General features: G+C 71.4%; 16 protein-coding genes and 1 pseudogene. 11 read left to right on the forward strand and 6 right to left on the reverse strand.

What is annotated here, in order from left to right; translation table 11 throughout:
- Positions 1 to 66 precede the first annotated feature (66 nt).
- Positions 67 to 258 (reverse strand): annotated as a pseudogene (locus Q8A52_RS13715) (hypothetical protein); the annotation flags it as partial.
- Positions 259 to 778: 520 nt separating this feature from the next.
- Between Q8A52_RS13715 and uvrA the strand changes: the two are divergent.
- The 5 genes from uvrA (at position 779) to Q8A52_RS13740 (ending at position 9119) form a co-directional block, all read left to right on the forward strand.
- The gene (gene uvrA, locus Q8A52_RS13720; protein WP_316751570.1) at positions 779 to 3247 is read left to right on the forward strand and encodes an excinuclease ABC subunit UvrA; all 2469 of its coding nucleotides are present in this window, start codon (positions 779 to 781) and stop codon (positions 3245 to 3247) included.
- A 245-nt stretch (positions 3248 to 3492) separates the two neighbouring features.
- Positions 3493 to 4362: an oxygenase MpaB family protein gene (locus tag Q8A52_RS13725; protein WP_316751573.1), complete on the forward strand. Its 870-nt coding sequence runs from the start codon at positions 3493 to 3495 to the stop codon at positions 4360 to 4362.
- A gap of 115 nt (positions 4363 to 4477) precedes the next feature.
- Positions 4478 to 6706 (forward strand): serine/threonine-protein kinase, encoded by a 2229-nt coding sequence (locus Q8A52_RS13730; RefSeq protein WP_316751574.1) that lies wholly within the window; start codon positions 4478 to 4480, stop codon positions 6704 to 6706.
- Between the two features lie 58 nt (positions 6707 to 6764).
- Entirely contained in the window at positions 6765 to 8330 is a 1566-nt protein-coding gene (locus Q8A52_RS13735) for a phytoene desaturase family protein (protein WP_316751577.1), read from the forward strand.
- Positions 8331 to 8336: 6 nt separating this feature from the next.
- Positions 8337 to 9119: a class I SAM-dependent methyltransferase gene (locus Q8A52_RS13740; protein ID WP_316751579.1), complete on the forward strand. Its 783-nt coding sequence runs from the start codon at positions 8337 to 8339 to the stop codon at positions 9117 to 9119.
- Here the strand turns inward: Q8A52_RS13740 and Q8A52_RS13745 are convergent.
- The gene (locus Q8A52_RS13745; RefSeq protein ID WP_316751582.1) at positions 9116 to 10888 is read right to left on the reverse strand and encodes a serine hydrolase; all 1773 of its coding nucleotides are present in this window, start codon (positions 10886 to 10888) and stop codon (positions 9116 to 9118) included. The genes Q8A52_RS13740 and Q8A52_RS13745 overlap by 4 nt on opposite strands.
- 130 nt (positions 10889 to 11018) lie before the next feature.
- On the opposite strand from Q8A52_RS13745, the gene Q8A52_RS13750 reads away from it, so the two are divergent.
- Entirely contained in the window at positions 11019 to 12131 is a 1113-nt protein-coding gene (locus Q8A52_RS13750; RefSeq protein WP_316751584.1) for an NAD(P)H-dependent flavin oxidoreductase, read from the forward strand.
- Positions 12128 to 13678, forward strand: a complete 1551-nt coding sequence (locus tag Q8A52_RS13755; protein WP_408649198.1) for an acyl-CoA synthetase — start codon at positions 12128 to 12130, stop codon at positions 13676 to 13678. The genes Q8A52_RS13750 and Q8A52_RS13755 overlap by 4 nt, the downstream gene beginning before the upstream one ends.
- A gap of 70 nt (positions 13679 to 13748) precedes the next feature.
- Here the strand turns inward: Q8A52_RS13755 and Q8A52_RS13760 are convergent, their stop codons facing one another.
- The gene (locus Q8A52_RS13760; RefSeq protein WP_316751586.1) at positions 13749 to 16160 is read right to left on the reverse strand and encodes a penicillin acylase family protein; all 2412 of its coding nucleotides are present in this window, start codon (positions 16158 to 16160) and stop codon (positions 13749 to 13751) included.
- Positions 16161 to 16269: 109 nt separating this feature from the next.
- On the opposite strand from Q8A52_RS13760, the gene Q8A52_RS13765 reads away from it, so the two are divergent.
- Positions 16270 to 17766 (forward strand): acyl-CoA synthetase, encoded by a 1497-nt coding sequence (locus tag Q8A52_RS13765; RefSeq protein WP_316751588.1) that lies wholly within the window; start codon positions 16270 to 16272, stop codon positions 17764 to 17766.
- Between the two features lie 20 nt (positions 17767 to 17786).
- Here the strand turns inward: Q8A52_RS13765 and paaK are convergent, their stop codons facing one another.
- Positions 17787 to 19085, reverse strand: a complete 1299-nt coding sequence (paaK, locus tag Q8A52_RS13770; protein WP_316751590.1) for a phenylacetate--CoA ligase PaaK — start codon at positions 19083 to 19085, stop codon at positions 17787 to 17789.
- A 250-nt stretch (positions 19086 to 19335) separates the two neighbouring features.
- Between paaK and Q8A52_RS13775 the strand changes: the two genes are divergently transcribed.
- Positions 19336 to 20172 (forward strand): alpha/beta fold hydrolase, encoded by an 837-nt coding sequence (locus tag Q8A52_RS13775; protein ID WP_316751592.1) that lies wholly within the window; start codon positions 19336 to 19338, stop codon positions 20170 to 20172.
- A gap of 6 nt (positions 20173 to 20178) precedes the next feature.
- On the opposite strand, the gene Q8A52_RS13780 is transcribed toward Q8A52_RS13775, so the two are convergent.
- Together Q8A52_RS13780 and Q8A52_RS13785 are read right to left on the reverse strand one after the other, a co-directional pair.
- On the reverse strand, positions 20179 to 22026 hold the full coding sequence (locus Q8A52_RS13780; protein WP_316751594.1) for an alkaline phosphatase family protein: 1848 nt from the start codon (positions 22024 to 22026) through the stop codon (positions 20179 to 20181).
- A gap of 150 nt (positions 22027 to 22176) precedes the next feature.
- Positions 22177 to 23796, reverse strand: coding sequence for an acyl-CoA synthetase (locus Q8A52_RS13785; protein WP_316751596.1), 1620 nt, complete (start codon positions 23794 to 23796; stop codon positions 22177 to 22179).
- A gap of 187 nt (positions 23797 to 23983) precedes the next feature.
- On the opposite strand from Q8A52_RS13785, the gene Q8A52_RS13790 reads away from it, so the two are divergent.
- The gene (locus Q8A52_RS13790; protein WP_316751598.1) at positions 23984 to 24784 is read left to right on the forward strand and encodes a crotonase/enoyl-CoA hydratase family protein; all 801 of its coding nucleotides are present in this window, start codon (positions 23984 to 23986) and stop codon (positions 24782 to 24784) included.
- Between the two features lie 22 nt (positions 24785 to 24806).
- Positions 24807 to 25766, forward strand: coding sequence for a Zn-ribbon domain-containing OB-fold protein (locus Q8A52_RS13795; protein ID WP_316751600.1), 960 nt, complete (start codon positions 24807 to 24809; stop codon positions 25764 to 25766).
- Position 25767 lies beyond the last annotated feature (1 nt).

The following is a 25767-nucleotide window of genomic DNA, read 5'->3' on the forward strand; positions in this document are numbered from 1 at the left end:
CGCTCGCCGGCGTGTTCGCCACCGCGACGTTCGGCTTCGTCAGCAGCGAAACCTTGCCGGTCACCGCTACGGGGGGCCGCTCCGCGACGCGGTGTTCACCCTGCTGTCGATCACCGCGCTTTCCCGGTGCCCGTGCACGATGCGGATCGCCATGACACCCTCACCGACCGCCGAGGCCACCCGTTTGACCGAGCCGCTCCTGACGTCGCCCGCGGCGAAGACCCCGGGAAGGGTGGTCTCCAGCACGGGCGGGCCGCGCTGGTTCGACATGTGTCAACGTAGACAGGTGTCGAACGTCAAGGCGCTGCCGCTGCTGGAGCCCAGATCTCCGGTGCGGTGGTGCCGTGCTGGCCGCCCTTGACCGCCCTCGGTCATGGCCGCCATGGGCGCATGCTCGCGACCTGGGGCTGGGCCGCCGGGGCGAGTGCGCCACCGGGAGGCGAACCACCGCGTTCGCCGAAGCGCGCCGGCAGGGCGCAGGCGAAGGCCCCGACCTGTTCGGGGGATCCCCAGCCGGGGCCGATCGAGAGTGGGTGCGAAGGGCGGTCGCCTCGCGGCGGGGGCTCGATAAGGCTTCAGCCGAACGATCGTCCTCATGGGCAAAGGGTGAGGCCCGGGGACACAGTTCCCTCACGCCCAAATGCGGATCAACGGTGAAGCACTCTCGAATGTTCCCTGGGAGCGTCTCATACCGGGATTTCTCCGAGCGCTCGTATGAGCGGGGCCCGGTGACGGTGCCCGTCGCGCGGTTCCCGGCGCGATCAGGTAATCAGGAACGGTGAACAAGGACGCGACCGACCCCTTCGTGCATGTCCGGGGCGCCGGTGAGAACAACCTGCGGAACATCGATGTCGACGTTCCGCGGGACGCGATGGTCGCCTTCACCGGCATCTCCGGTTCGGGCAAGTCCTCGCTCGCGTTCGGCACGCTCTACGCGGAGGCCCAGCGGCGCTACTTCGAGTCCGTAGCACCGTACGCCCGAAGGCTGTTGCAACAGGTCGGCGCACCGCATGTGCAGGAAATCACCGGACTGCCACCGGCCGTGGCCCTGCAGCAGCGACGCGGGTCGCCCAGCTCGCGCTCGACGGTCGGCACCATCACCACGCTGTCCAATCTGCTGCGCATGCTGTACTCCCGCGCCGGCACCTATCCGCCCCGGGCCGCACGCCTGGAAGCCGAGTCGTTCTCACCCAACACCGCGGCCGGCGCCTGCCCGGAGTGCCACGGACTGGGCGTCGTGCACGACGTCGCCGAGCACCTGCTCGTCCCGGACCCCTCACTGAGCATCCGCGAGGGGGCGATCGCCGCCTGGCCGGGCGCCTGGCAGGGCGCCAACCTGCGCAGTGTCGTGAGCGGCCTGGGGATCGACATCGACCGACCATGGCGCAGGCTCAGGAAGAAGGACCGGGACTGGCTGCTGTACACGGACGAGCAGCCCTCCGTGTACATCGAGCCGGAGGAGGACCGCGTCGACTACGGCTACCAGGGCAAGTTCTGGAGCGCCCGCAAGCACGTCATGCACGTCCTCGCCGACTCCAAGAGTGAGAAGATGCGCGAACGGGCGCTCCGGTTCGTCAGGAGTGTGCCCTGCCCCCAGTGTCACGGCAGCGGACTGCGGCCCGAGGCGCTCGCCGTGACCTTCGCCGGACGTTCCATCGCCGAGATCAACGCGATGCCGCTCACCGAGGTCGTGGCGCTGCTGCGGCCCGTCGCGGGGCGGTCCGAGGCCGACGCCACCACGTCGACCGCCCGATCCGGGGAGACGACCGAGGTCGCGGTCCGGATCTGCGGCGATCTGGTCGCGCGGGTCGAGGTACTGCTCGACCTGGGCCTCGGATATCTCAGCCTCGGGCGCCGCTCGACGACCCTGTCGCCCGGCGAGGCGCAACGCCTGCGGATCGCCACCCAGCTGCGCTCGGGGCTGTTCGGCGTCGTCTACGTCCTCGACGAACCCTCCGCGGGCCTGCACCCGGCTGACGCGGAACCGCTGCTGGATGTGCTGGACCGCCTCAAGGCGGCGGGCAACTCGCTGTTCGTCGTGGAGCACGACATGGACGTCGTACGGCGGGCGGACTGGGTGGTCGACATCGGCCCCGGTGCGGGCGAGGGCGGCGGACGCGTGCTGTACAGCGGCCCGGTTGCCGGTCTTGCGCGGGTCGGGGAGTCGGCCACGAGCCAGTACCTCTTCGTGCGCGCCCAGCCGCTCGATCACCGCCCGCGCGCACCGCACGGCTGGCTGCACCTGAGCGGCGTCTCCCGCCACAATCTGCACGACGTGTCCGTCGACGTACCGCTCTGCGTACTGACGGCGGTGACGGGCGTGTCCGGTTCCGGAAAGTCGACGCTGGTGACGCAGGTGCTCGCCGAGGTCGTCCGCGGCCACCTCGGACTCGTACCCGAGGAGCCCGACGAGGCGCAGTTGGAGGTCGACGTCCAGGACGCGTCGGGGGTCGAGTCGTTCGACCGGCTGGTCCGGGTCGACCAACGGCCCATCGGCCGAACTCCCCGGTCCAACCTGGCCACGTACACCGGGATGTTCGACGCGGTGCGCAAGCTGTACGCGGCGACGGACGAAGCCAGGGCGCGCGGCTACTCGGCCGGGCGGTTCTCCTTCAACGTGCCCGAAGGGCGGTGCGAGACCTGCCAGGGCGAAGGATTCGTCGCGGTGGAACTGCTGTTCCTGCCCGGCACCTACGCGCCGTGCCCGACCTGCGAAGGCGCCCGGTACAACGCCGAAACGTTGGAAGTCACCTACTGCGGCAAGAACATCGCGGAAGTACTGGCGCTCTCCGTCGACGCCGCCGCCAAGTTCCTGTCCGCTGTCCCGGCCGCCTCCCGCAGTCTGGAGACGTTGCGCGAGGTGGGCCTGGGGTACCTGCGGTTGGGCCAGCCCGCGACGGAACTCAGCGGCGGTGAGGCGCAACGCATCAAACTGGCCACCGAACTGCAGCGAGCCCGCCGCGGGCACGCGCTCTACCTGCTCGACGAGCCGACGGCGGGGCTGCACCCCTCGGACATAGCGCTGCTGCTGCGACAGTTGCACCGGCTCGTAGACGCCGGCAACACGGTCGTCCTCGTCGAGCACGACCTGGACACGATCGCCACCGCCGACTGGGTCATCGACCTCGGTCCGGGCGGCGGCGACGCGGGCGGGCGGGTGGTCGCGGCGGGCCCGCCGGCCAAGGTGGCGAGGGCCCGCCGCAGCGCCACCGCGCCCTATCTCGCGGCCCGGCTCGCGCGCTCCTGACGACAGCGCGAGGGGCTGAGCACCGGTCAGCCGGGTCCGGGGCGCAGGGTCGCGCGCGTTGCCATGCTGGGTTCCAGCTTGTGGTCACGGCCTGGAAGCGCAATGCCCCGAAGGTTGCCCGGAGCCTGGAATGCTCCTGGGATATTTCGCTGATTCTGCGGCTCCGGCCGCTGAAGCTACTTGGCATCAGTGCAGGTCGTGAACGTGGCCTGGTGCCAACTACCGATCCCGGTCACACTGCGGGTATGTCCGCGACCGGGGGAGACCTCCGGCCGGGTGACCCGGGGCTGTTCACCCCGCGATCGGTGACCTGGCAGATGCACGGCGACCCCATGATGTGGGTCGCCGGGATACGCGCGCTCTATCTGCAGGCGCTGCACCCGCGCGCGGTGCGCGGCGTCATGCAGAACTCCGACTTCCGGCAGGACGCCTGGGGCCGGCTGATGCGCACCGCCAACTTCGTCGGCACGACGACATACGGCACGACGGAGGCCGCCGAGCGGGCGGGCGCCCGGGTGCGGAAGATCCACAGCAGGCTGGGGGCGACGGATCCGGACACCGGGGAGCGGTACGGCGTCGACGAACCCGAGCTGCTGCTGTGGGTGCACTGCGCCGAGATCGATTCCTATCTGCACGTGATGCGCCGCTCCGGCTATCCGCTCACCGACGCGCAGGCCGACCGTTACATCGCCGAACACCGGGTCAGCGCCCGGCTGGTGGGCCTCGAGCCGGACGCCGTACCGGCCGACCGGGCGGAGATGGCCGCGTACTTCGAGAAGGTGCGGCCCCGACTCGCCGCGGGACCCGAGGCACGCGCGGTGGACGACTTCCTGCTCCGTCCGCCGACGCATCCCCTCCTCGTCCCGGCGCGCGAGGTGCTGTGGCGGCGCGTGGCCCATCTGGCGTACGCCTCCCTGCCGCCGTACGCCCACGAGCTGTACGGCAGACCGGCCCCCGCACCCGCCACCGTCACCCGCCGACTGCGCGCCACGGGCCGCCTGCTGCGGTGCATACCCGCACGCCTGCGCTGGCAGCTGCCGCCCAAACACATCCTGCGCGCCATGGCCCGGCTCGGCCCCGAGTCGCGCCCGGCACCGTACAAAGTCGGACGATAAGTCGCCATACTGGACGAGCAGGGGGGTGTGTCACGGATCGGACCGACTTGGCGCGGCCGCACCTTGACGGCAACCCCAGGGGAGGGGCGGACGGCGACGGGGGCGACGGCGGACGATGGCGGACAGCAGACTGGTCCAGGGCCGGTACCGGCTGCTCGATCTGATCGGGCGGGGCGGGATGGGCGAGGTGTGGCGTGCCCGGGACGAGTCGTTGGGGCGGCATGTCGCGGTGAAGTGCCTCAAGCCGCTGGGCCCGCACCACGACCACTCCTTCACCCGCGTTCTGCGGGAACGGTTCCGCCGTGAGGCCCGGGTGGCCGCCGCGCTGTCGCACCGCGGGGTGACGGTCGTCCACGACTTCGGCGAGTACGACGGCATCCTCTACCTCGTCATGGAGCTCCTGGAGGGCCGCAACCTCTGTCAGCTCCTGGAGGACAACAAGCACCACCCGCTGACCGTCCCCGACATCGTGGACATCGCCGACCAGGTCGCCGCCGCCCTCGCCTACACCCACCAACAGGGCATCGTGCACCGCGACCTGAAACCCGCGAACATCATGCGGCTCACCGACGGCACGGTGAAGATCTGCGACTTCGGCATCGCACGCCTCGGCCACGACATCGGCTTCACCTCCCGGCTGACCGGCACCGGCATCGCGATGGGCACCCCGCACTACATGTCGCCGGAGCAGATCAGCGGTTCCGAGGTCGACCACCGCAGCGATCTGTACTCGCTCGGCTGCGTGCTCTACGAAATCGCCACCGGCGCACCGCCGTTCGACCTGGACGACGCCTGGGCCATCCTCGTCGGTCACCGCGACACCCCGCCCCGCCCGCCGCGCGGCCACCGCGCCGAGCTCCCCGAGTACCTGGAGAAGGTGATCCTCGACCTCCTGGCCAAGCGGCCGGAGCAACGCCCTTACGATGCCCGTGAGTTGGCGCGCCGTATCACCGCCGGCCGTACGACACCCGCGTATGTGCCGACCGTGGTGACGCCCCAGCCCCAACTGCGGCCCGACGAGCCGCTGTCCCGCGAGGCCCGCCTGCCGTCCTGGACCCGGGGCATGACCACCGGCCACAAGGCGACCGGCGCCGGGCTGCGCACCACACCCCCGGACGCCGGGGCCGGTCTCACCGGCGAATGGATCGCCCGGCCCCCGACCGGCCCGGCACAGCTGCCGGTGCCCTCCGCCCCGGCCCATGAGACCGTCACCGCCCTCGTCGGCAGGCACAACGCGGGCCTCAGCCTGGGGCGGCTCGGCCGCTGGGCCGAGGCGGGCGAGGTGCACCGCGCGGTCGCCGCCGAGCGCACCCGCCTGCTCGGCCCGGACCACCCCGACACGCTCGCGAGCCGCTACGAGATCGCCTTCACCCTCAGCCGCACCGGCCACGCCGCCGACGCCCTGCGCGAGTACACCGAGGTCGCCCGGGCCAGAGAGCGGGTGCTGGGCGCCGACCACCCCGACGCGCTCGCCGCCCGCCAGGAAATGGCCTATGTGCTCGGCCAGTTGGGCCGTCACTTCGACGCCCACCAGGTCTACACGTCGGTGCTGGCCGCCCGGGAGCGCACCATGGGCCCGGACCACCCCGACACCCTGCGCTGCCGCCACAACCTCGCCTTCAACCTCAGCAGACTCGGCCGTCTCGACGACTCGTACCGCATGGCCCGCGAGGTGGCCGCCGCGCGCGGCCGGGTGCTCGGCGCGAACCACCCCGACACCCTGGTGACGCGCTACGAAGTCGCCTACGCGCTCGGACAGCTGGGCCGCTGGGAGGAGGCCCTGCGCACCTACCGCGAGGTCGCCGAGGCCCGCGCCCAGGCCCTCGGCCCCGACCACGCCGACACCCTCGCGGCCCGCTACGAGGTCGGCATCAGCCTCGGCCGCCTCGGCCGCAGCGCGGACGCCCTCAAGCTGTACCGCGACCTGATCGACGACCGCACCCGTGTCCACGGCGCCGCCCACCCCGAGACCCTGCGCGCCCGCCACGGCCTCGGGGTCAACCTGGGCCGCCTCGGCCGCTGGGAGGAGGCGCTCGCCGAGTCCCGCGACGTCTGCGCCATCCGTGAGCGTGTCCTCGGCCCCGACCACCCCGACACCCTCGTCAGCCGCCGCGAGGTCGCCGTGAGCCTCGGCTGGCTCGGCCGCTGGCCGGACGCGCTGAGCGAGTACCGCCGGGTCGCCACCGCCCGCGAGCGCGTGCTGGGCCCCGACCACCCCGACACCCTGGCCAGCCGCAACGACGAGGCCCACTGTCTGGAGCAGCTCGGCCGCGGCGCCGAGGCCGTCGAGCTGTACCGCCGGGTGGCGGTGTTGCGCCAGCAGCGCGCGTCCGGCGGACGCTGAGCGGGGCAGGCACGGCATGCCTCTGGCCGCCGTAGATCATCACGTGTTACGAAGAACCATGCCTGCACACGAGGGATCCCGGACGTACGACGCCGTCATCGTCGGCGGCGGCCACAACGGCCTGGTCGCGGCCGCCTACCTGGCCCGGGCCGGCAAGTCCGTGCTCGTACTGGAGCGCCTGGACCACACCGGCGGCGCCGCCGTGTCGACCCGCCCCTTCGCCGGTGTCGACGCCCGCCTGTCGCGCTACTCGTACCTGGTCAGCCTGCTGCCCAAGAAGATCGTGCGTGACCTGGGCCTCGACTTCCGGGTCCGTGGGCGCACCATCTCGTCGTACACCCCGGTCGAACGGGACGGACGGCCGACCGGACTGCTCGTCGGCGGCGGCGAACGGCGCACCCGCGAGGCCTTCGCCCGGCTGACGGGCGGCAGCCGCGAGTACGAGGCCTGGCAGCGCTTCTACGGCATGACCGGCCAGGTCGCCGGGCGGGTCTTCCCGACCCTCACCGAACCGCTGCCCACCCGTGACGAGCTGCGCCGCCGCATCGACGACGAGGAGGCCTGGCGGGCCTTGTTCGAGGAGCCGATCGGCGCCGCGATCGAGCGGAACTTCACCGACGACCTGGTGCGGGGCGTGGTCCTCACGGACGCCCTGATCGGCACCTTCGCCGACGCCCACGATCCCTCCCTGCGGCAGAACCGCTGCTTCCTCTACCACGTCATCGGCGGCGGCACCGGCGCCTGGGACGTGCCCGTCGGTGGCATGGGCGCCCTGACCGACGCGCTGGCCGCCGCCGCGCGCGCCGCGGGTGCGGTCATCGCGACCGGGCACGAGGCGGTACGCATCGCGACGGACGGGCAGACCGCCGAGGTCACCCATCGCACGGCCGACGGCGAGGGCATCGCCACCGCCCGGCACGTCCTCGTGGGCGCCTCGCCGCAGGAACTGGCGGCCCTGACCGGCGACCCGGCGCCGACGTCCGCCGAGGGCGCCCAGCTGAAGGTGAACATGCTGCTCAAGCGGCTGCCGAGGCTGCGCGACGGTTCCGTCGACGCGAGGGAGGCCTTCGCCGGCACCTTCCACATCGCCGAGGGCTACGAACAGCTGGCCACCGCGCACGCCCAGGCCGCGTCCGGCGAGCTCCCGACGGCACCGCCGTCCGAGATCTACTGCCACTCCCTCACCGACCCCACGATCCTCGGCCGGAAGCTGGTCGACGCGGGCTACCAGGCCCTCACCCTCTTCGGCCTCCACACACCCGCACGGCTCTTCGACCGGGACAACGACGCGGTACGCGACGAACTCCTCAAGTCCACGCTCGCGCAGCTCGACGCCCACCTCGCCGAACCCATCGCCGACTGCCTCGCGACCGATGCCGAGGGCCGGCTCTGCATCGAGGCGAAGACCCCGCTCGACCTCGAACGCGACCTGCGGCTGCCCGGCGGCAACATCTTCCACCGCGACCTCTCCTGGCCCTATGCCCAGGAGGAGACCGGACGCTGGGGCGTGGAGACCCGGCACGGCAATGTCCTGCTGTGCGGGGCGGGCGCGGTGCGCGGCGGAGGGGTGAGCGGGGTACCGGGGCACAACGCGGCGATGGCGGTGCTGGAGCGGGAGGAGTGACGGCACATGTCCGACACACCCTCGGTCCCGCCGTCGGTCCGTGACTTCTACGACCGGCTCGCCCCCGACTACCACCTGATCTTCGCGGACTGGGACGCGAGCATGGCCCGCCAGGCCGCCGCGCTGGACGCCGTCGTCAGCGCGCGGCTGGGCCCGGGACCGCACCGGATCCTGGACTGCGCCTGCGGGATCGGCACCCAGGCGATCGGGCTCGCCCTGCGCGGCCACCACGTCATTGGCACCGACCTGAGCCCGGTCGCCGTCTCCCGGGCCGCCGCCGAAGCGACGGCCCGTGGCGCCGCGCTGCCGGCCGCGGCGGCCGACATGCGCGCCCTGCCGTTCCGCTCCGCCACCTTCGACGTGGTCGTGTGCGCCGACAACGCGCTCCCGCACCTGCTCAGCGACGAGGACCTCGACGCGGCCCTGGCAGGGATACGACGGGTCCTGCGGGACGAGGGACGCGTGGTGATCACCGTGCGGGACTACGACCAACTCCGCCGCGACCGCCCGGCCTCGACGCCGCCCCAGGTCTCCGGGACGGCCGACGACCGGGTGGTCACCTTCCAGCTGTGGCACTGGCACGACGACGGCGAGCGCTACGACCTGGAACACTTCCAGCTGCTGCCCGCCGGAACCGGCTGGGAGGTCCGGGTCCGGCGCACCGCCTACCGGGCCCTGACCCGCGGCCGGCTGACGGAGGCGCTGACCGCCGCCGGGTTCACCGACGTCACCTGGCTCGAGCCGCCCGTCACCGGCTTCTACCAACCCCTGCTCACCGCCGTGTCCTAGTCGGCCGACGGTGCCCACCCGGCCGCCGTGATGCGTGCCGCGTCCGCGGGCCGTGCCTCGTCGAACAGCACGGTTCCGGCGGCCTCCACGCGCAGGGCGTCGACGTACGCGCCGCGGCCGACATAGCGCCGGTCGGTCGCGTAGCGCCAGCGCAGGACGAGGTGCCGGTCCGCCGGGAGGGGCGCGGTCAGCCGGTGCCAGACCCGGCCGGACCAGCCCGTGGCCGTACCGGCCGGGTGCTCCTGCGGGTCCTCGCCGTGGCGGGCGGTGGTGAACGGGACCGGCTGCCAGGTGGCGCCGCCGTCCGTGGTGGACTCCAGCACGAGTACGTCCGACCCGGGCTCGGTGTCCCACCACACGGCACCGCACAGGCGGGCGGTGCCCAAGGAGGTGTCGAGCGCGGGGAGGGCGAGCGTCGCGGTCGTGCTGCTCGCCATGCCGGAGAACCATGCCGCACGGCCCCGCGCCGGGCGGACCGGGACGGCACGCGCCAGGTTGTTGCCGGCGGCCACCCGCGGAGCGGAACCGGAGCGCCAACTACGCACGGGGTGCACCGAGTTGCCCAGTACGACCAGAAAGGAGTCGGTCGTGGGGTCGAGGACCAGGGAGGTGCCGGTGAACCCGGTGTGGCCGGCCGTGCGCGGGGTGGCCATCGCGCCCATGTACCAGTGCTGGTAGAGCTCGAAGCCGAGCCCGTGCTCATCGCCCGGGAAGGCCGTGTTGAAGTCGGTGAACATCAGGTCCACCGACTCGGGGGCGAGGATGCGCCTGCGCCCGTACACGCCGCGGTTCAGCAGCGTCCGGCCGAGGACCGCGAGGTCCCAGGCGCAGGAGAACACGCCCGCGTGGCCCGCGACACCACCGAGGCTGTACGCGTTCTCGTCGTGCACCTCGCCCCACACCAGCCCCCGGTCGAGGCCGGACCAGGGTCTGCGGGCGTCCTCCGTCGCCGCGATCCCGGGCTTCCAGGAGGCGGGCGGGTTGTAGCGGGTGCGGTTCAGGCCCAGCGGGGCGGTGATCTCGTCGTGCAGGAGGATGTCGAGCGTGCGGCCCGTGACGCGTTCCAGCACCAGCTGGAGGGAGATCAGGTTCAGGTCCGAGTAGAGGTATTTGGTGCCGGGCGGGTTGAGCGGTGCCTCGTTCCAGATGAGCCGGAGCTTGTCCTCGTGCGTCGGCGCGTCGTAGAGCGGGATCCAGGCGCGGAAACCCGAGGTGTGGGTGAGGAGTTGGCGGATGGTGATGTCCTGCTTGCCCGCCGCCCCGAACTCGGGGACGTACGAGGCGACCGTCGCCTCCAGCTCCAGCGTGCCCCGCTCCATCTGCTGCACGGCGAGGAGCGAGGTGAACAGCTTGGAGACGGAGGCCAGGTCGAAGACGGTGTCCTCGGCCATGGGAATCTGGTCCCCGGGCGGGAACTCGACGCCGGTGTCGGTCTTCTCGTCGTACGCCGCGTAGCGCACCGCCATGCCGATGGGCCGGTGCAGGGCCACCGTGCCGCCGCGCCCGGCGAGCAGTACGGCGCCCGCGTACCAGGGGTGCTTGGGGGAGGGGCCGAGGAACGCCTCGGCGTCGGCGACGAGTTGACGCAGGTGCTCCGGGAGCAGTCCGGCGCGTTCCGGTGATCCGCGGCGCAGGGTGGGACGGTGGCCGCCGGACACGGGGACGGCTTCGGCCGGACCGGCGGGTAAGGATGCGAGGGCGAGGGCGCCGCCGAGGGTCAGGGCGCCGAGTCGACGGCGGGTGAGTCTGTGGGCCACCTCATCGGTCATCGTGAAACCTTCCTGTCGGGTGCCGGATGTGTCAATGAGGCGTGCGCGTACCGAGGGAGCCGGAACAGAAATCTGACGGAGCATCAGAAAAGCCCTTCCGTCGTCCGGGGGACTGCGGCATCCTGCGCCCATGCAGACGGAGCTGAGCAAGCAACTGGGAGTCGAGCACGCCGTCTTCGGCTTCACGCCGTTCCCCGCCGTCGCCGCGGCCATCAGCCGGGCCGGCGGCTTCGGTGTGCTCGGCGCGGTCCGCTACACGGCCCCCGGCGACCTCAAGCGTGATCTCGACTGGATCGAGGCGCATGTCGACGGCCGGCCCTACGGCCTGGACGTCGTCATGCCCGCGAAGAAGGTCGAGGGCGTCACCGAGGCGGACGTCGAGGCGATGATCCCCGAAGGACACCGGCAGTTCGTCCGGGACACCCTCGCCAAGTACGGCGTGCCCGAGCTCGCCGAGGGCGAGGCCTCCGGGTGGCGCATCACCGGCTGGATGGAGCAGGTCGCCCGCACCCAACTCGATGTCGCCTTCGACTACCCGATCAGACTGCTCGCCAACGCCCTCGGCTCCCCACCCGCCGACGTCGTGGCCCGCGCCCACGACCGGGGCGTGCTCGTCGCCGCGCTCGCGGGCAGCGCACGGCACGCCCGCAAGCACCAGCAGGCGGGTATCGACATCGTCGTGGCGCAGGGCTACGAGGCGGGTGGCCACACCGGCGAGATCGCCTCGATGGTGCTGACTCCCGAGGTCGTCGACGCCGTCGACCCGCTGCCGGTGCTGGCCGCGGGCGGTATCGGCAGCGGACCACAGGTGGCGGCCGCGCTGAGCCTCGGCGCCCAGGGTGTGTGGCTGGGCTCCATATGGCTGACCACCACAGAAGCCGACCTCCACTCGCCCGCGCTGACCCGCAAGCTTCTTGCCGCCGGGTCCGGCGACACCGTCCGCTCGCGCGCCCTGACCGGGAAGCCCGCACGTCAGCTCCGTACCGAATGGACCGACGCCTGGGACGACCCGGGCGGGCCCGGAACCCTGCCCATGCCGCTGCAGGGCCTGCTGGTCGCCGAGGCGGTCTCCCGCATCCAGAAGCACGAGGTCGAGCCGCTGCTCGGCACACCCGTCGGCCAGATCGTCGGCCGGATGACCGGCGAACGGAGCGTCCAGGCCGTCTTCGACGACCTCACCCGGGGCTTCGAGCGAGCCGTCGACCGCATCAACCGCATCGCCGGAAGGAGCGGCCAGTCGTGAGTACACCCCCTGTCGGTTTCTGGGCCCAGGCCGCCCAGGACCCCGACCGCATGATCCTGGTCGCCCCCGACGGCGAGCAGTGGACCGCAGGCCGGCTGCACGCGGCCACCAACCGGCTCGTGCACGGCCTGCGCGCCGCGGGCCTGGAACGCGGCGACGCCTTCGCGGTCGTGCTGCCCAACGGCGTCGAGTTCTTCGTCGCCTACCTCGCCGCCAGTCAGGCCGGGTTCTACCTCGTCCCCGTCAACCACCACCTCGTCGGCCCGGAGATCGCCTGGATCGTCTCCGACTCCGGCGCGAAGGTGCTGATCGCCCATGAACGGTTCGCCGGTCCCGCCCGGCACGCCGCCGACGAGGCCGGCCTCCCGGCCACCCACCGATACGCGGTCGGCCAGGTCGAGGGCTTCCGGCCGTACGCCGAACTCCTCGACGGGCAGCCCGGGTCGGCGCCCGCGGACCGCACCCTCGGCTGGGTCATGAACTACACCTCGGGCACCACCGGCCGCCCGCGCGGCATCCGCCGCCCCCTGCCCGGCAAGGCTCCCGAGGAGGCCTATCTCGGCGGTTTCCTCGGCATCTTCGGCATCAAGCCGTTCGACGGCAATGTGCACCTCGTCTGCTCACCGCTGTACCACACGGCCGTGCTCCAGTTCGCGGGGGCGTCCCTGCACATCGGCCACCGGCTGGTGCTGATGGACAAGTGGACACCCGAGGAGATGCTCCGCCTCATCGACGCCCACCAGTGCACGCACACACATATGGTCCCGACACAGTTCCACCGGCTCCTCGCATTGCCGGAACACACCAGGCAGTCGTACGACGTCTCGTCCATGCGGCACGCCATCCACGGTGCCGCCCCCTGCCCCGACCATGTGAAACGAGCCATGATCGACTGGTGGGGGCACTGTGTGGAGGAGTACTACGCGGCCAGCGAGGGCGGCGGTGCCTTCGCGACCGCCGAGGACTGGCTGAAGAAGCCCGGCACCGTCGGCAAGGCCTGGCCCATCAGCGAACTCGCGATCTTCGACGACGACGGCAACCGGCTTCCGCCCGGTGAACTCGGCACCGTCTACCTGAAGATGAACACCGGCGGCTTCTCCTACCACAAGGACGAGGCCAAGACGAGGAAGAACCGCATCGGTGACTTCTTCACCGTCGGCGACCTCGGCTGTCTCGACGAGGACGGCTATCTCTTCCTGCGCGACCGCAAGATCGACATGATCATCTCGGGCGGAGTCAACATCTACCCCGCCGAGATCGAGTCCGCGCTGCTCGCCCACCCCGCCGTCGCCGACGCCGCCGCCTTCGGTATCCCCCATGACGACTGGGGCGAGGAGGTCAAGGCCGTGGTGGAGCCCTCCCCGGGGCACGAGCCCGGCCCGGACCTCACCGCCGCACTCCTCGGCCACTGCGCGGAACGGCTCGCCGACTACAAACGGCCCAGGACCATCGACTTCATCGCGGAGATGCCGCGCGACCCCAACGGCAAGCTGTACAAGCGACGGCTGCGGGACCCCTACTGGGAGGGCCGCACACGACCCGTGTGAGCGAGACCGGCAGTCAGGAGAAAGGGTGTGGTCCCGCCCCATGGGGGACGGGACCACACCCTCGGGGCCATCAGCGGTCGGAAACCCTCACCACGCTCAGCGAGGGCGACGACAGGATGTCCTTCTCGCAGAACCGCGACGTCACCCACCGCTCCTGGGAGTACAGGCGGGTCTGGTCGCTGTAGTGGGACGAGTTCGGGTTCGAGGACTGGGAGTACGTCAGCAGCGTGCGGGCCACCGGGCAGGGGCCGTCGTCCCAGCCCACCGCCTGGATGTAGCTGGAGCCGAAGCTCACCTCGGAATAGGCGCCCCGGGCCGCGTCCCACACGGGCTCGACCTTGTTCCACACGCCCAGCGACTCGGTACCGCCCGGCACCGGTATGTGCCGCCCGTTGCGCACGACGTACTGACGGTCGCCCAGCGGGGAGTCGAGGGCGACACCGGCCGCGCGCAGCTCGGCGACCGTGTCGGCAAGAGCGGTGGTGAAGCCCGGCGCGGCCGTGTTGAGGGTGTTCGGGGTGTGCACCGGGTCCGCCGTGGAGAACGGCACCTTCCACAGCTGCGCCGGCGGCACGTCCGCCGTCAGCTTCCTCCAGAACCGGTCGAACAACAGCGCGCCCCTGCTCTCGCTGTGCGCGGTGCGGTCCCAGGCCGTCAGCACGCCGCACGCCTCGCTCACGTCGACGGCCTTGTCGGCGCTGCCGGTCGCCGTGCCGCCGGGCAGCGCCGCGCACGCCTGCGCCGTGTCGTTCGCGATCAGGTTCCCCGCGGTCACCCGGTTCGCGAACTCCTGCCGCTGCAGATCGGCCACCGTCAGACCACCCCGCCGGGCCAGCGCGGCGACGTCGTCCAGCGCGCCGCGTGTGCGCAGCGAGCGGGGTGTGCCGGTGTCGCCGAAGATCCGCTCGTACCCGGTCAGCGGCCGGTCCGGATTGGTCAGCCAGGCGCTGTTGTTGGAGTTCTCCGCGTACGGGGAGTCCCGGAGCACGGGCATGCGCGCGGGCCCGAAGATCCCCGGCTGCACGGCGTCGGCGTCGCTGCCGAGCGCGCAGCCGCCGCGCGAGCCGTCGAGGACCGCGAGCCCGGACGAGGGGTAGGTGACCTTGCCGAGCGCCGTGGAACAGCGCTGCGCCAGCTCGTCGGTGATGCGCGGGAGCACCTGCGACTGGGTGAACAGCGTGTGCCCCGCGGAGTCGGTGGCGAACGTGTTCACCCACGGCAGGCCCTGCGTCCGCTCGACCGCCGCCAGGAGGTCGGCCGTGCTGCGGGCCTTGCTGAAGCCGAGCCCAGTGTCGGGGAAACGCAGGTTCGCGGCGTTCGGGTCGTTCAGCGCGTATGCCGTCGTGGAGGTCCAGGGCAGGGGCACCGTGGCGCCCAGCGAGGTGACCACCGGGCCGTACCGCGTCCACCACTGGGTCCGGGTCACCGGCGCTCCGCCCGCGACCGGGACGGTGACGGTCCGGCGGGCCATGTGCTCCGGTGTGCCGTCGATGAGATAGACCGTCGGGTCGGACGGATCCAGGGTGAGCTGCTCCAGATTGAGCGGAACGCCCGTGGAGACGGTATGGCTCCAGGCCACATGGGAGTTGTGCCCGATGGAGATCGTGGCGGAGCCGAGCAGCGAGCCGCCCATGACGTTCAGCTTTCCGGGGATCGTCTGCTGCGACTGCCAGAAGCGGCGTCCGCCCTGCCACGGGTAGTGCGGGTTGCCCAGGAGCAGTCCACGGCCGTTCGCCGTGGTGGCTCCGTCGAAGACGACCGCGTTCGACCCCATGTCGGCGTTGTCCGCGGACAGCAGCGCACGGGCGGCCCGGGCGGTGGCGGCGGCGTCCGGGGTGCCCGTGGTGGGCGTCGTCCCGGCCGGTGGCTGTGCGGCGGTGATCCCGTCCACGGCGCGTCCCTGGCCACCGAGCACGGCGAGGGCGTAGCTGCGGGTGGCCACGTCGAGGGTGGTGACCGGTCCGACCCAGGCGGCGCCCTTGCACGCCGGATCGCTGATCCGGTGCTTCTTCAGCCAGGCGTTGTAGCCGGCCGCGAAGCCGCGCATCAGGTCTTTCACCTCGTCGGTCGGGCCGAGCGGCGCCGGGCCGGCGAACAGCCTGCGCACCGTCCCGGCGTCCCGCACCCCGCGGAAGTAGAGGTCACTGGCGAGGTTCGTGGTGGCCGAGGAGAGGGAGAGATCGGTGGTCGCGTCCGGCCCGAAGTACCGGGAGCGTTCCCCGCGCAGGGTCACGAAGCCGTCGGCCAGTGTGCACACCTGGTCGGCGGCCTGCGCCCAGCCGGTACCGAAGCCCAGGTCGGCGTAGTCCTTCGCGAGGATGTGCGGGATGCCGTACTCGGTGTAGCGGATGACGGCGGACAGGCCGCCCTGGGACGGGCGTTCCTGCCGCTGCGCCGGCTGTGCGGCCGCCGCCGGCAGTGCGGCCGTGGCGGTGAGCAGGGCAGCGGCCGTGACGGCGAGCCGTTTTAAGCGGGTGCGCATCGTGCCTCCCAACGTCATTGAGGGAAGGAGCGGTTGAGCGTACCAACGGGTATGTGTCCGGGCCCCGGGTTCTTGACCTCCTCGAGCGGGGGACAGAGGATCATGTGCCATGACGCAGGGACAGGGCAGCACGGTTGACGGGGTGCTGCGGCGCAGCGCCCGGCGCACCCCCGCGCGCGTCGCGGTGGAGTACCGCGAGCGCAGGTGGACGTACGAGGAACTCGACGACGCCGTCTCCCGCGCGGCGGGTGCGCTTCTCGCCCAGGGCCTGGCCCCGGGCGACCGCGTCGGCGCCTACGGCCACAACTCCGACGCCTACCTCATCGCCTTCCTCGCGTGCGCCCGGGCGGGCCTCGTGCACGTGCCGGTGAACCAGAACCTGACCGGCGACGACCTCGCGTACATCGTCGGCCAGTCGGGCAGCGCGCTCGTGCTGGCCGACCCGGCCCTCGCCGGCCGGCTGCCCGAAGACGTACGGGTGTTGCCGCTGCGGGACGCCGACGACTCGCTCCTCGCGGGGCTCGCGACGGCAGAGGTGTACGAAGGTCCCGAACCGCGCACCGAGGACCTCGTGCAGCTGCTGTACACCTCGGGCACCACCGCGCTCCCCAAGGGCGCGATGATGACCCACCGGTCCCTGGTGCACGAGTACCTGAGCGCCATCACCGCCCTCGACCTGAGCGCCGGCGACCGGCCCGTGCACGCGCTGCCGCTGTACCACTCGGCCCAGATGCATGTGTTCCTGCTGCCCTACCTCGCGATCGGCGCGACCAACATCATCCTCGACGCACCGGACGGGGACACGCTCTTCGACCTGGTCGAGGGCGGGCGCGTGGACAGCCTGTTCGCGCCGCCCACCGTGTGGATCGCGCTGTCGAACCGGCCCGACTTCGTGACCCGGGACCTGAGCGGTCTGCGCAAGGCGTACTACGGGGCGTCGATCATGCCGGTGCCCGTCCTGGAGCGGCTGCGCGAACGGCTGCCCGAGCTCGCGTTCTACAACTGCTTCGGCCAGAGCGAGATCGGCCCCCTGGCCACGGTGCTCGCACCCGACGAGCACAAGGGAAGGCTGGACTCCTGCGGCCGCACCGTGCTGTTCGTGGACGCGCGGGTGGTGGACGAGGACGGTGAGGACGTGCCCGACGGCACTCCCGGTGAAATCGTCTACCGCTCACCGCAGTTGTGCGAGGGCTACTGGGACAAGCCAGAGGAGACCGCCGCGGCCTTCCGCGGAGGCTGGTTCCACTCCGGCGACCTCGCGGTGCGGGACGCGCACGGCTACTTCACGATCGTCGACCGGGTGAAGGACGTCATCAACTCCGGTGGTGTGCTGATCGCTTCACGGCAGGTCGAGGACGCCCTGTACTCCCACGAGGCGGTCGCCGAGGCCGCCGTGATCGGCCTTGCCGACGAGCGGTGGATCGAGGCCGTCACGGCGGTCGTCGTCCCGCGCGGCGAGGTGACCGAAGCCGAACTGATCGCCCACGCGCGCGAGCGGCTCGCTCCCTTCAAGGCGCCCAAACGGGTATTGTTCGTGGACGAGTTGCCGCGCAACGCGAGCGGGAAGATCCTGAAGCGCGAGCTTCGGGACCGCTTCGGCGAATAGCGGGCGCCGACGCCCGGTACCTAGCGCGGACGCAGGTCCACGATCCGGCGGAGCTTGCCCACCGAGCGCTCCAGCGACTCCGGTTCGACGATCTCGACGCTCACGGACACACCGATCCCGTCCTTCACGGCCGCGGCGATGACCCGCGCGGCCTCGTCCCGCACCTCGGGTGTGGCGCCGGGGCGCGCCTCGGCCCGTACCGTGAGCGCGTCGAGGCGGCCCTCCCGGGTGAGGCGCAGCTGGAAGTGCGGCGCGACGCCCGGGGTGCGCAGCACGATCTCCTCGATCTGGGTCGGGAACAGATTGACCCCGCGCAGGATCACCATGTCGTCGCTGCGCCCGGTCACCTTCTGCATGCGCCGGAACACCCGCGCCGTGCCCGGCAACAGCCGGGTCAGGTCACGGGTCCGGTAACGGATCACCGGCATGGCCTCCTTGGTGAGCGAGGTGAAGACCAGCTCGCCGTCCTCGCCGTCCGGGAGCACCTCGCCCGTGATCGGGTCCACGACCTCCGGGAAGAAGTGGTCCTCCCAGATGTGCAGCCCGTCCTTGGTCTCCACGCACTCCTGGGCGACACCCGGCCCGATCACCTCGGAGAGCCCGTACAGGTCGACGGCGTCGATCGCGAACCGCTCCTCGATCTCGCGCCGCATCTCCTCCGTCCACGGCTCGGCACCGAACACGCCGACGCGAAGCGAGGTCCCGCGCGGGTCGACGCCCTGCCGTTCGAACTCGTCGAGCAGGGTGAGCATGTACGACGGGGTGACCATGATGATTCCGGGCCGGAGGTCCTGGATCAGCTGGACCTGGCGAGCCGTCATGCCGCCGGACGCGGGGACGACCGTACAGCCCAGTCGCTCGGCGCCGTAGTGGGCGCCCAGACCGCCGGTGAACAGCCCATAGCCGTAGGCCACATGGACCGTGTCGCCGGGGCGCCCGCCCGCCGCCCGGATCGAGCGCGCCACCATGTCCGCCCACATGGAAAGGTCGTTCTCCGTATAGCCGACCACCGTGGGGCGTCCCGTGGTGCCGCTCGACGCGTGGATCCGGCGGATACGGTCGCGGGGCACGGCGAACATCCCGTACGGATAGTTCTCCCGCAGGTCGGCCTTGGTGGTGAAGGGGAAGCGTGCCAGGTCGGCCAGGGACCGGCAGTCCTCCGGCCGGACTCCGGCCTTGTCGAAGGACTCCCGGTAGAAGGGCACGTGGTCGTAGGCGTGCCGCAGCGAGGCGCGCAGCCGCTCCAGCTGTAGCGCCGCCAGTGCCTCCGGGCCGAGCCGTTCCCCCGCGTCGAGCAGCTCCGTCGCACCATCAGCCATGGGGCACCTCTCCCTCGCCGAGCACATCGATCCTGGCGACCGATCATTCGGTCGTCCACTCGGGATCAGTAATCCAGGCCGCCGTGGCGCAGGCAAGAGCTCCACGAGGATTTTGCGCCCGGTCGGGCGTGGGCGACGACGGCCGACCGGTTCCCGGACGGATCGCCCGCGAGGTGGTGGCGCACCGGCCCGTCTCGCTCCGAGGGAACTCCGTTGCGACCGGGCCCGGTCGACCCCGATGATCGGCGGCATGCCGACCTTCACCGCACCCGACGGGACCGAGCTCGCCTATCACCTGCGCGGCGAGGGCGAACCCCTCGTCGTCCTGCCCGGGGGACCGATGCGGGCCTCGGTCTACCTCGGAGACCTGGGGGGCCTCACCGCCCACCGCCGGCTGGTCCTGCTCGACCTGCGGGGCACCGGTGACTCCGGGGTCCCGGCGGATCCGGCGACGTACCGCTGCGACCACATGGTCGACGACGTGGAGGCATTGCGTGCCCACATGGGGCTGGAGCATATGGATCTGCTCGCGCACTCGGCGGCCGGGAGCCTGGCGATCCTGTACGCGGCACGGTATCCGGCGCGGGTGCGGCGGCTCGTGCTGATCACCCCCAATCCGTCGGCCCTGGGTATGAGGGCCACCGTCGACGACCGGCTGGCCGCGGCCCGGCTGCGCGCGCACGAGCCGTGGTTCGAGAAGGGGTTCCCGGCGCTGGAGGCCTGGCTGACCGGGCAGGCCGGCTTCGACCCGGCGCTCGCCCCCTTCTACTTCGGCCGCTGGGACGACGCGGCCCGCGCACTCGACGAGGCGACCGAGGCGCAGACCAACGAGGAGGCGGAGGCCCGCTACTTCGCCGACGGCGCCTTCGACCCGGACGCGACCCGCGCCGCACTCACCGCCCTGACGGCTCCGGTCCTGGTGCACGCGGGCGAACTCGACGGCGGCCCCCGCCCCGACCTCGCCCGCCGCGCCGCCGAAGCCTTTCCGAACTCGGAGCTCACCGTCCAGCCCGGCGCCGGCCACCACCCGTGGCTGGACGACCCGGACTGGTTCGTACGCCGGGTCGTCGCCTTCCTGGACCGGTGAGGGGGTTCAGCCGGCGTTCGGGCCGTACGCGGTCATGAAGCGGTCGCGGAACTTGTTCATCGCCCAGATGGGCGCGCCCTTCGCCGGCTTGAGCCCCTCGGTCCAGCCCCAGCCGGAGATCCGGTCCAGGACCTTCGGGTCATGGGCGACGATCGTGACCGGCACCTCGCGGCTGGTGCTCCCGGCGGTGACGGTCGGGACTGGCTGGTGGTCGCCGAGAAAGACCAGGACCGTGTTCTTGTCGCCGTACCGCTCCACGAACTCGGTCAGGCTGCGCAGCGAGTACTCGATGGCGCCCCGGTACTCGGTGCGCACGCTCTCCGCGTTCTTCCAGACCTCCTTGGGGTCCTTGCCCTCCTTCTTGACCTGTTCGAAGACCGAGCCGTCGCCGAGGTCATTCCAGTCGATCATGTGGGCGACGGGTGCCCAGGGGTTGTGGCTGGAGGCGAGGATGATCTCCGCCATCAGCGGGCCCCGGTCCTTCTTGCCGAACTCCAGCCGCCGGAAGGCCTCCAGGCTGAACTGATCGGGCACGGGGGTCCAGCTGAAGTACGGGCCGTGGTAGCCGAGGTGCTCGGAGTCGTAGATGTGGTCGAGTCCGAAGAACTTCCCCTCGGGCCAGGCCCGGCGCACCCCCGGCACGATGCCGACCGTGTTCCAGGCGCCGGTCTTCCGGAAGTAGCGGGTGAGGGTCATGCGGTCGCTGGACGTCAGGTTCCGGTAGCGCTGCTGGTTCTTGATCCACAGGCCTGACAGGAACGTGGAGTGGGCGAGCCAGCTGCCGGCTCCCGTCACCGGTGATCTGAGCCAGCCGCTGCGCGACTCGAACCCCGCCGCCTTGAGGCCGGCGGTGCCCTCCTTGAGGACCTCGTCGATGCGCGGGGCCATCGCCGGGTCGTCGATCGCCGTACGGCCGTAGCTCTCGATGAAGGTGAACAGCACGTCCTTGCCGCGCAGTCCGGTGAGCAGCTGGTCGGGCGGTGTGTTCGCGAAGGCGTCGACGGCGGCCTGCCGCTGGAAGACACGGGCGTCCTGGAGGCCCGCCTGCACCTGCTGGACGCGGTTGTCGATCAGCTCCGCGTCGATCTTGGCGGCGACCGGGGTGTCGCCGAACTGCACGCCGACGGTGACGCAGGTGATCCATGCGGTGCCGAGGATCAGCGTGGTGCGGGCGGCCACCGGGCGGTGCCGGACCATCAGATTCGACAGGCGCACCATCGCGAGCGTCGTGAGGACGAGGACCGCGACGACAAGGACGAGCACCGCGGCGATGGCGAACATCTCGCCGGTGCGGCCGAAGGACTCCCTCGTCCACTCCGCGGCGGCGTCGAGCAGGATCCAGTCGAGGACCAGGTCGAAGGGGCGCACCAGCACCTCGTAGAAGCCCATGTCGATGCACTTCAGGATGGTGAGCAGGCCCAGCAGCACGCCCGCGACCACCGCCGTGACCCGCCTCGGCCGCGCCGGCAGCGCGAGCAGCAGGCCCGCGAGGAGGATCCCTTCCGCGGGGATGCGCAGGAACGCGGAGAGCGTGAGCCGGTCGAGCTGGTTCGGCAGGAGCAGGGCGCCGAGCACGAGGGCGGCGGCGAGCACCGTGGTCCCGACGTACACGCCGCGCGCGACCCGCGGGTACTTGCGGCGCCAGCCGAACCAGCCGGGGGAGACGGCGTCGTTCTGCGGTACTGCTGAGTCCTGGGGGGCCTCTGAGTCCTGCGGGGTGGGCTCGGCCTCAGGATTGCCGCCGTCCCCGGTGTTCGTGCCCGTGCACGCGTCCGTTTCCGTGCCCGTGCTCGGGTTCGCGTCCGAGTCCGTCTCGGCGTCCGGTAGCCGGCGAGGAGGCGTGAGGTGCGACACCCGAAGGTCCTTCCGTGCGTGGCCCGGTGCTCATGGGTGGACCAGGCTCGGAGGCCGGGACCGTCATCACCCGTACGGCCGACCGTCACCGTTTGTTCAACACCGGGTCGACCGCCCGCACAGAGTACGCTGCTCAGGCCGCCGGCCGACCTACCGGTCCGCAGCCACCGCCACCTCCCGCGCCCACCGGTAGTCCGCCTTGCCGCTCGGCGACCGCTGGATGGACTCGGTGATCACGAGCTGGCGCGGGATCTTGTAGCCGGCCAGATGCGCGCGGCAGTGATTCTGGAGGTCGGTCAGGGACAGCCGGTCCGCGCCCTTGCGCAGTTGCACCACCGCCGCCACATGATTGCCCCACTTGGTGTCCGGCACCCCGGCCACCAGCGCGTCGTACACGTCCGGATGAGACTTGAGCGCCTGCTCGACCTCCTCCGGGTACACCTTCTCGCCCCCGGTGTTGATGCACTGGGAGCCACGGCCCAGCACGGTGACGACGCCCTCTTCGTCGACGGTCGCCATGTCGCCCAGCAGCACCCAGCGCCGGCCGTCCTTCTCGAAGAAGGTCTCCGCGGTCTTGCGGGCGTCGTTGTAGTAGCCGAGCGGTACGTGACCGCACTGGGCGACCCTTCCGACCTCGCCGACGGTCACCGTCTCGTGTGTGGCCGGGTCGACCACCTGCGTACGGGAGTTGACGCGGATGCGGAAGCCGCGTTCGGGACCGGAGTCGTCCGTGGCCGTGCCGTTGAAGCCGGACTCGGAGGAGCCGAAGTTGTTCAGCAGCATGGCGTTCGGGACCAGTTCCCCGAACTGCCTGCGCACCGTCTCCGACATGATCGCGCCCGACGAGGACACGCTGAACATGGAGGAGCAGTCGGTGCCCTTCATGGGCCCGCTCAAGGCGTCGATCAGCGGCCGCAGCATCGCGTCGCCGACCAGCGACACGCTGGTGACCTTCTCCTTCTCGACGGTCCGCAGCACCTCCTCCGGCACGAACTTGCGGTGGAGCACGATCCGTTGCCCGAAGTTGAAGCCGATGAACGCGGTGAGGGTGGAGGTGCCGTGCATCAGCGGGGGAGTGGGGAAGAAGGTGATCCCCGAACCGCCGGCCGCCACCCGCTCGGCCAGTTCCTCCGGCTTCTTCACCGGCTCACCGGTCGGCGCCCCGCCGCCCAGTCCCGCGAAGAAGAGATCCTCCTGGCGCCACATCACGCCCTTGGGCATCCCGGTCGTGCCGCCGGTGTAGATGATGAACTGGTCGTCCGCAGAGCGCGCGGGGAATCCGCGCTCGGGCGATCCCGCCGCCTCGGCCTCCGTGAACGCCACGGCCGGCACCTCGCGCGCCCCCGGCGCCGGGCTCCCCACCCGCACCACGTGCCGTAGCTTCTCCGCCCGCGGCAGCGCCGCCGCCACCCGGTCGGTGAACTCGGCGTCGAAGACCAGGGCCGCCAGGTCCGCGTCGCGGTAGAGGTACACCAGCTCCTCTTCCACATAGCGGTAGTTGACGTTGACCGGGACGATCCGCGCCTTGAGGCAGGCGAGCACCGTCTGCAGGTACTCGATCCCGTTGTAGAGGTGGAGGCCGAGGTGCTCGCCGGGGCGTAGCCCGCTGTCGATCAGATGGTGGCCGATGCGGTTGGCTGCGGTGTCCAGCTCCGCGTATGTGAGCCGGCGCTCCGCTCCCGTGCCGGGGTGGTCGATGTACACGAGCGCCTCGCGGTCCGGGACCACGTCGACGACCGACTCGAACAGGTCGGCAAGGTTGTACTCCACCGCTCCTCCTGACCCTGGTTCAGCGCGCGGGCGTGCCTGGCATCCGACGTTCGCCGGTCATCAGAGCAAAGGGCGCGGCAACTGGGAAGGGTCCGCGCGAAGAAATCTGACTGTCTGTCAGAAAACCCTTGAAGTGCCCACGCGCCTACTGCAACCTGTTCTCGTTCTTTCAGAGGGGAGACGGTCAATGGGTGGGACGGAACACCTCACCGTGCAGCGCGAGGGCGCCACACTGGTGCTCACGCTCAACAGGCCCGACGCCAGGAATGCGCTCTCGTTGCCCATGCTCGTGGGTCTGTACGACGGCTGGCAGGAGGCCGACGAGGACGACACGGTCCGCTCCATAGTGCTCACCGGGGCCGGGAGTGCCTTCTGCGCCGGGATGGACCTCAAGGCGCTGGCCGGCCGGGGCATGGCGGGCGAGCACTACCGCGACCGGCTCAAGGCCGATCCCGACCTGCACTGGAAGGCGATGCTGCGCCACCATCGCCCGCGCAAACCCGTGATCGCCGCCATCGAGGGCTACTGCGTCGCGGGCGGGACGGAGATCCTGCAGGGCACCGACATCCGGGTCGCGGGCGAGTCCGCGACCTTCGGCCTGTTCGAGGTCAGGCGCGGGCTCTTTCCGATCGGCGGCTCGACCGTCCGGCTGCAACGGCAGATCCCGCGCACCCACGCGCTCGAGATGCTGCTCACCGGACGGCCCTACAGCGCCCGCGAGGCCGCGGACATCGGGCTGATCGGCCATGTCGTCCCCGACGGCACCGCCCTCGGCAAGGCCCTGGAGATCGCCGAGCAGGTCAACGCCTGCGGCCCGCTGGCCGTCGAGGCCGTCAAGGCCTCGGTGTACGAGACCGCGGAGATGACCGAGTCCGACGGGCTCACCGCCGAACTGGCACGCGGCTGGCCGATCTTCGACACCGCGGACGCCAAGGAAGGCGCCCGCGCCTTCGCGGAGAAGCGACCCCCCGTCTACAAGCGCGCCTGACCTGCGAAGGAGAGACCCTTCGATGCCCGAAGTCCTCAAAGCCCCCCTGGTCGTGGAGTTCCCCTTCACCCGATCCCTCGGCCCGGTCCAGAGCGCCTTCCTCACCGGCCTGCGCGAGCGCGTGGTCCTCGGAGTGAAGACCGGCGACGGCCGCACGCTCGTCCCGCCCGTCGAGTACGACCCCGTCACCGCCGAGGAGATACGCGATCTCGTCGAGGTCGCCCCGACCGGCACTGTCACCACCTGGGCCTGGAACCACGAACCGCGCCGCGGCCAGCCCCTCGGCACCCCCTTCGCCTGGGTCCTGGTCCGGCTCGACGGCGCCGACACCGCCCTCCTGCACGCCCTGGACGCGCCCGGCCCCGACGCCGTGCACACCGGCATGCGGGTGCGCGTGCGCTGGGCCGAGGAACGCTCCGGCGCCATCACGGACATCGCCTGCTTCGAGCCGTACGAGGGCGGGGCGGGTGAGACGGCCCGAGCCGACGGGCACAGCGGCGAGTTCAAGGACCCGGTCACCGGGATCGTCGCCCACGCCCGCCTCGACTACACCTACTCGCCCGGCCGTGCGCAGTCCGCCTACATCGACGCCCTCTCCGGACGGCGGACCGTCGGCGAGCGCTGTCCGTCCTGCCGCAAGGTGTACGTCCCGCCGAGGGGTGCGTGCCCCACATGTGGTGTCGCCACAGCCGAACAGGTGGAAGTGGGTCCCCGCGGCACGGTCACCACCTTCTGCATCGTCAACATCAAGGCTGCGCACACGGCGAATCTCGACATCGAGGTGCCCTACGTCTATGCGCACATCGCCCTGGACGGCGCCGGCCTCGCGCTGCACGGCCGTATCGGCGGCATCCCGTACGACCAGGTGCGGATGGGTCTGCGCGTCGAGCCGGTGTGGACGGACGGGGCCCGCTATCCCGACCACTACCGGCCCACCGGCGAGCCCGACGCGGACTACGACGCCTACAAGGAGCTGCTGTGAC

Origin of the sequence: Streptomyces herbicida (genome assembly GCF_032656585.1) — a bacterium.
Lineage (GTDB): Bacteria > Actinomycetota > Actinomycetes > Streptomycetales > Streptomycetaceae > Streptomyces > Streptomyces herbicida.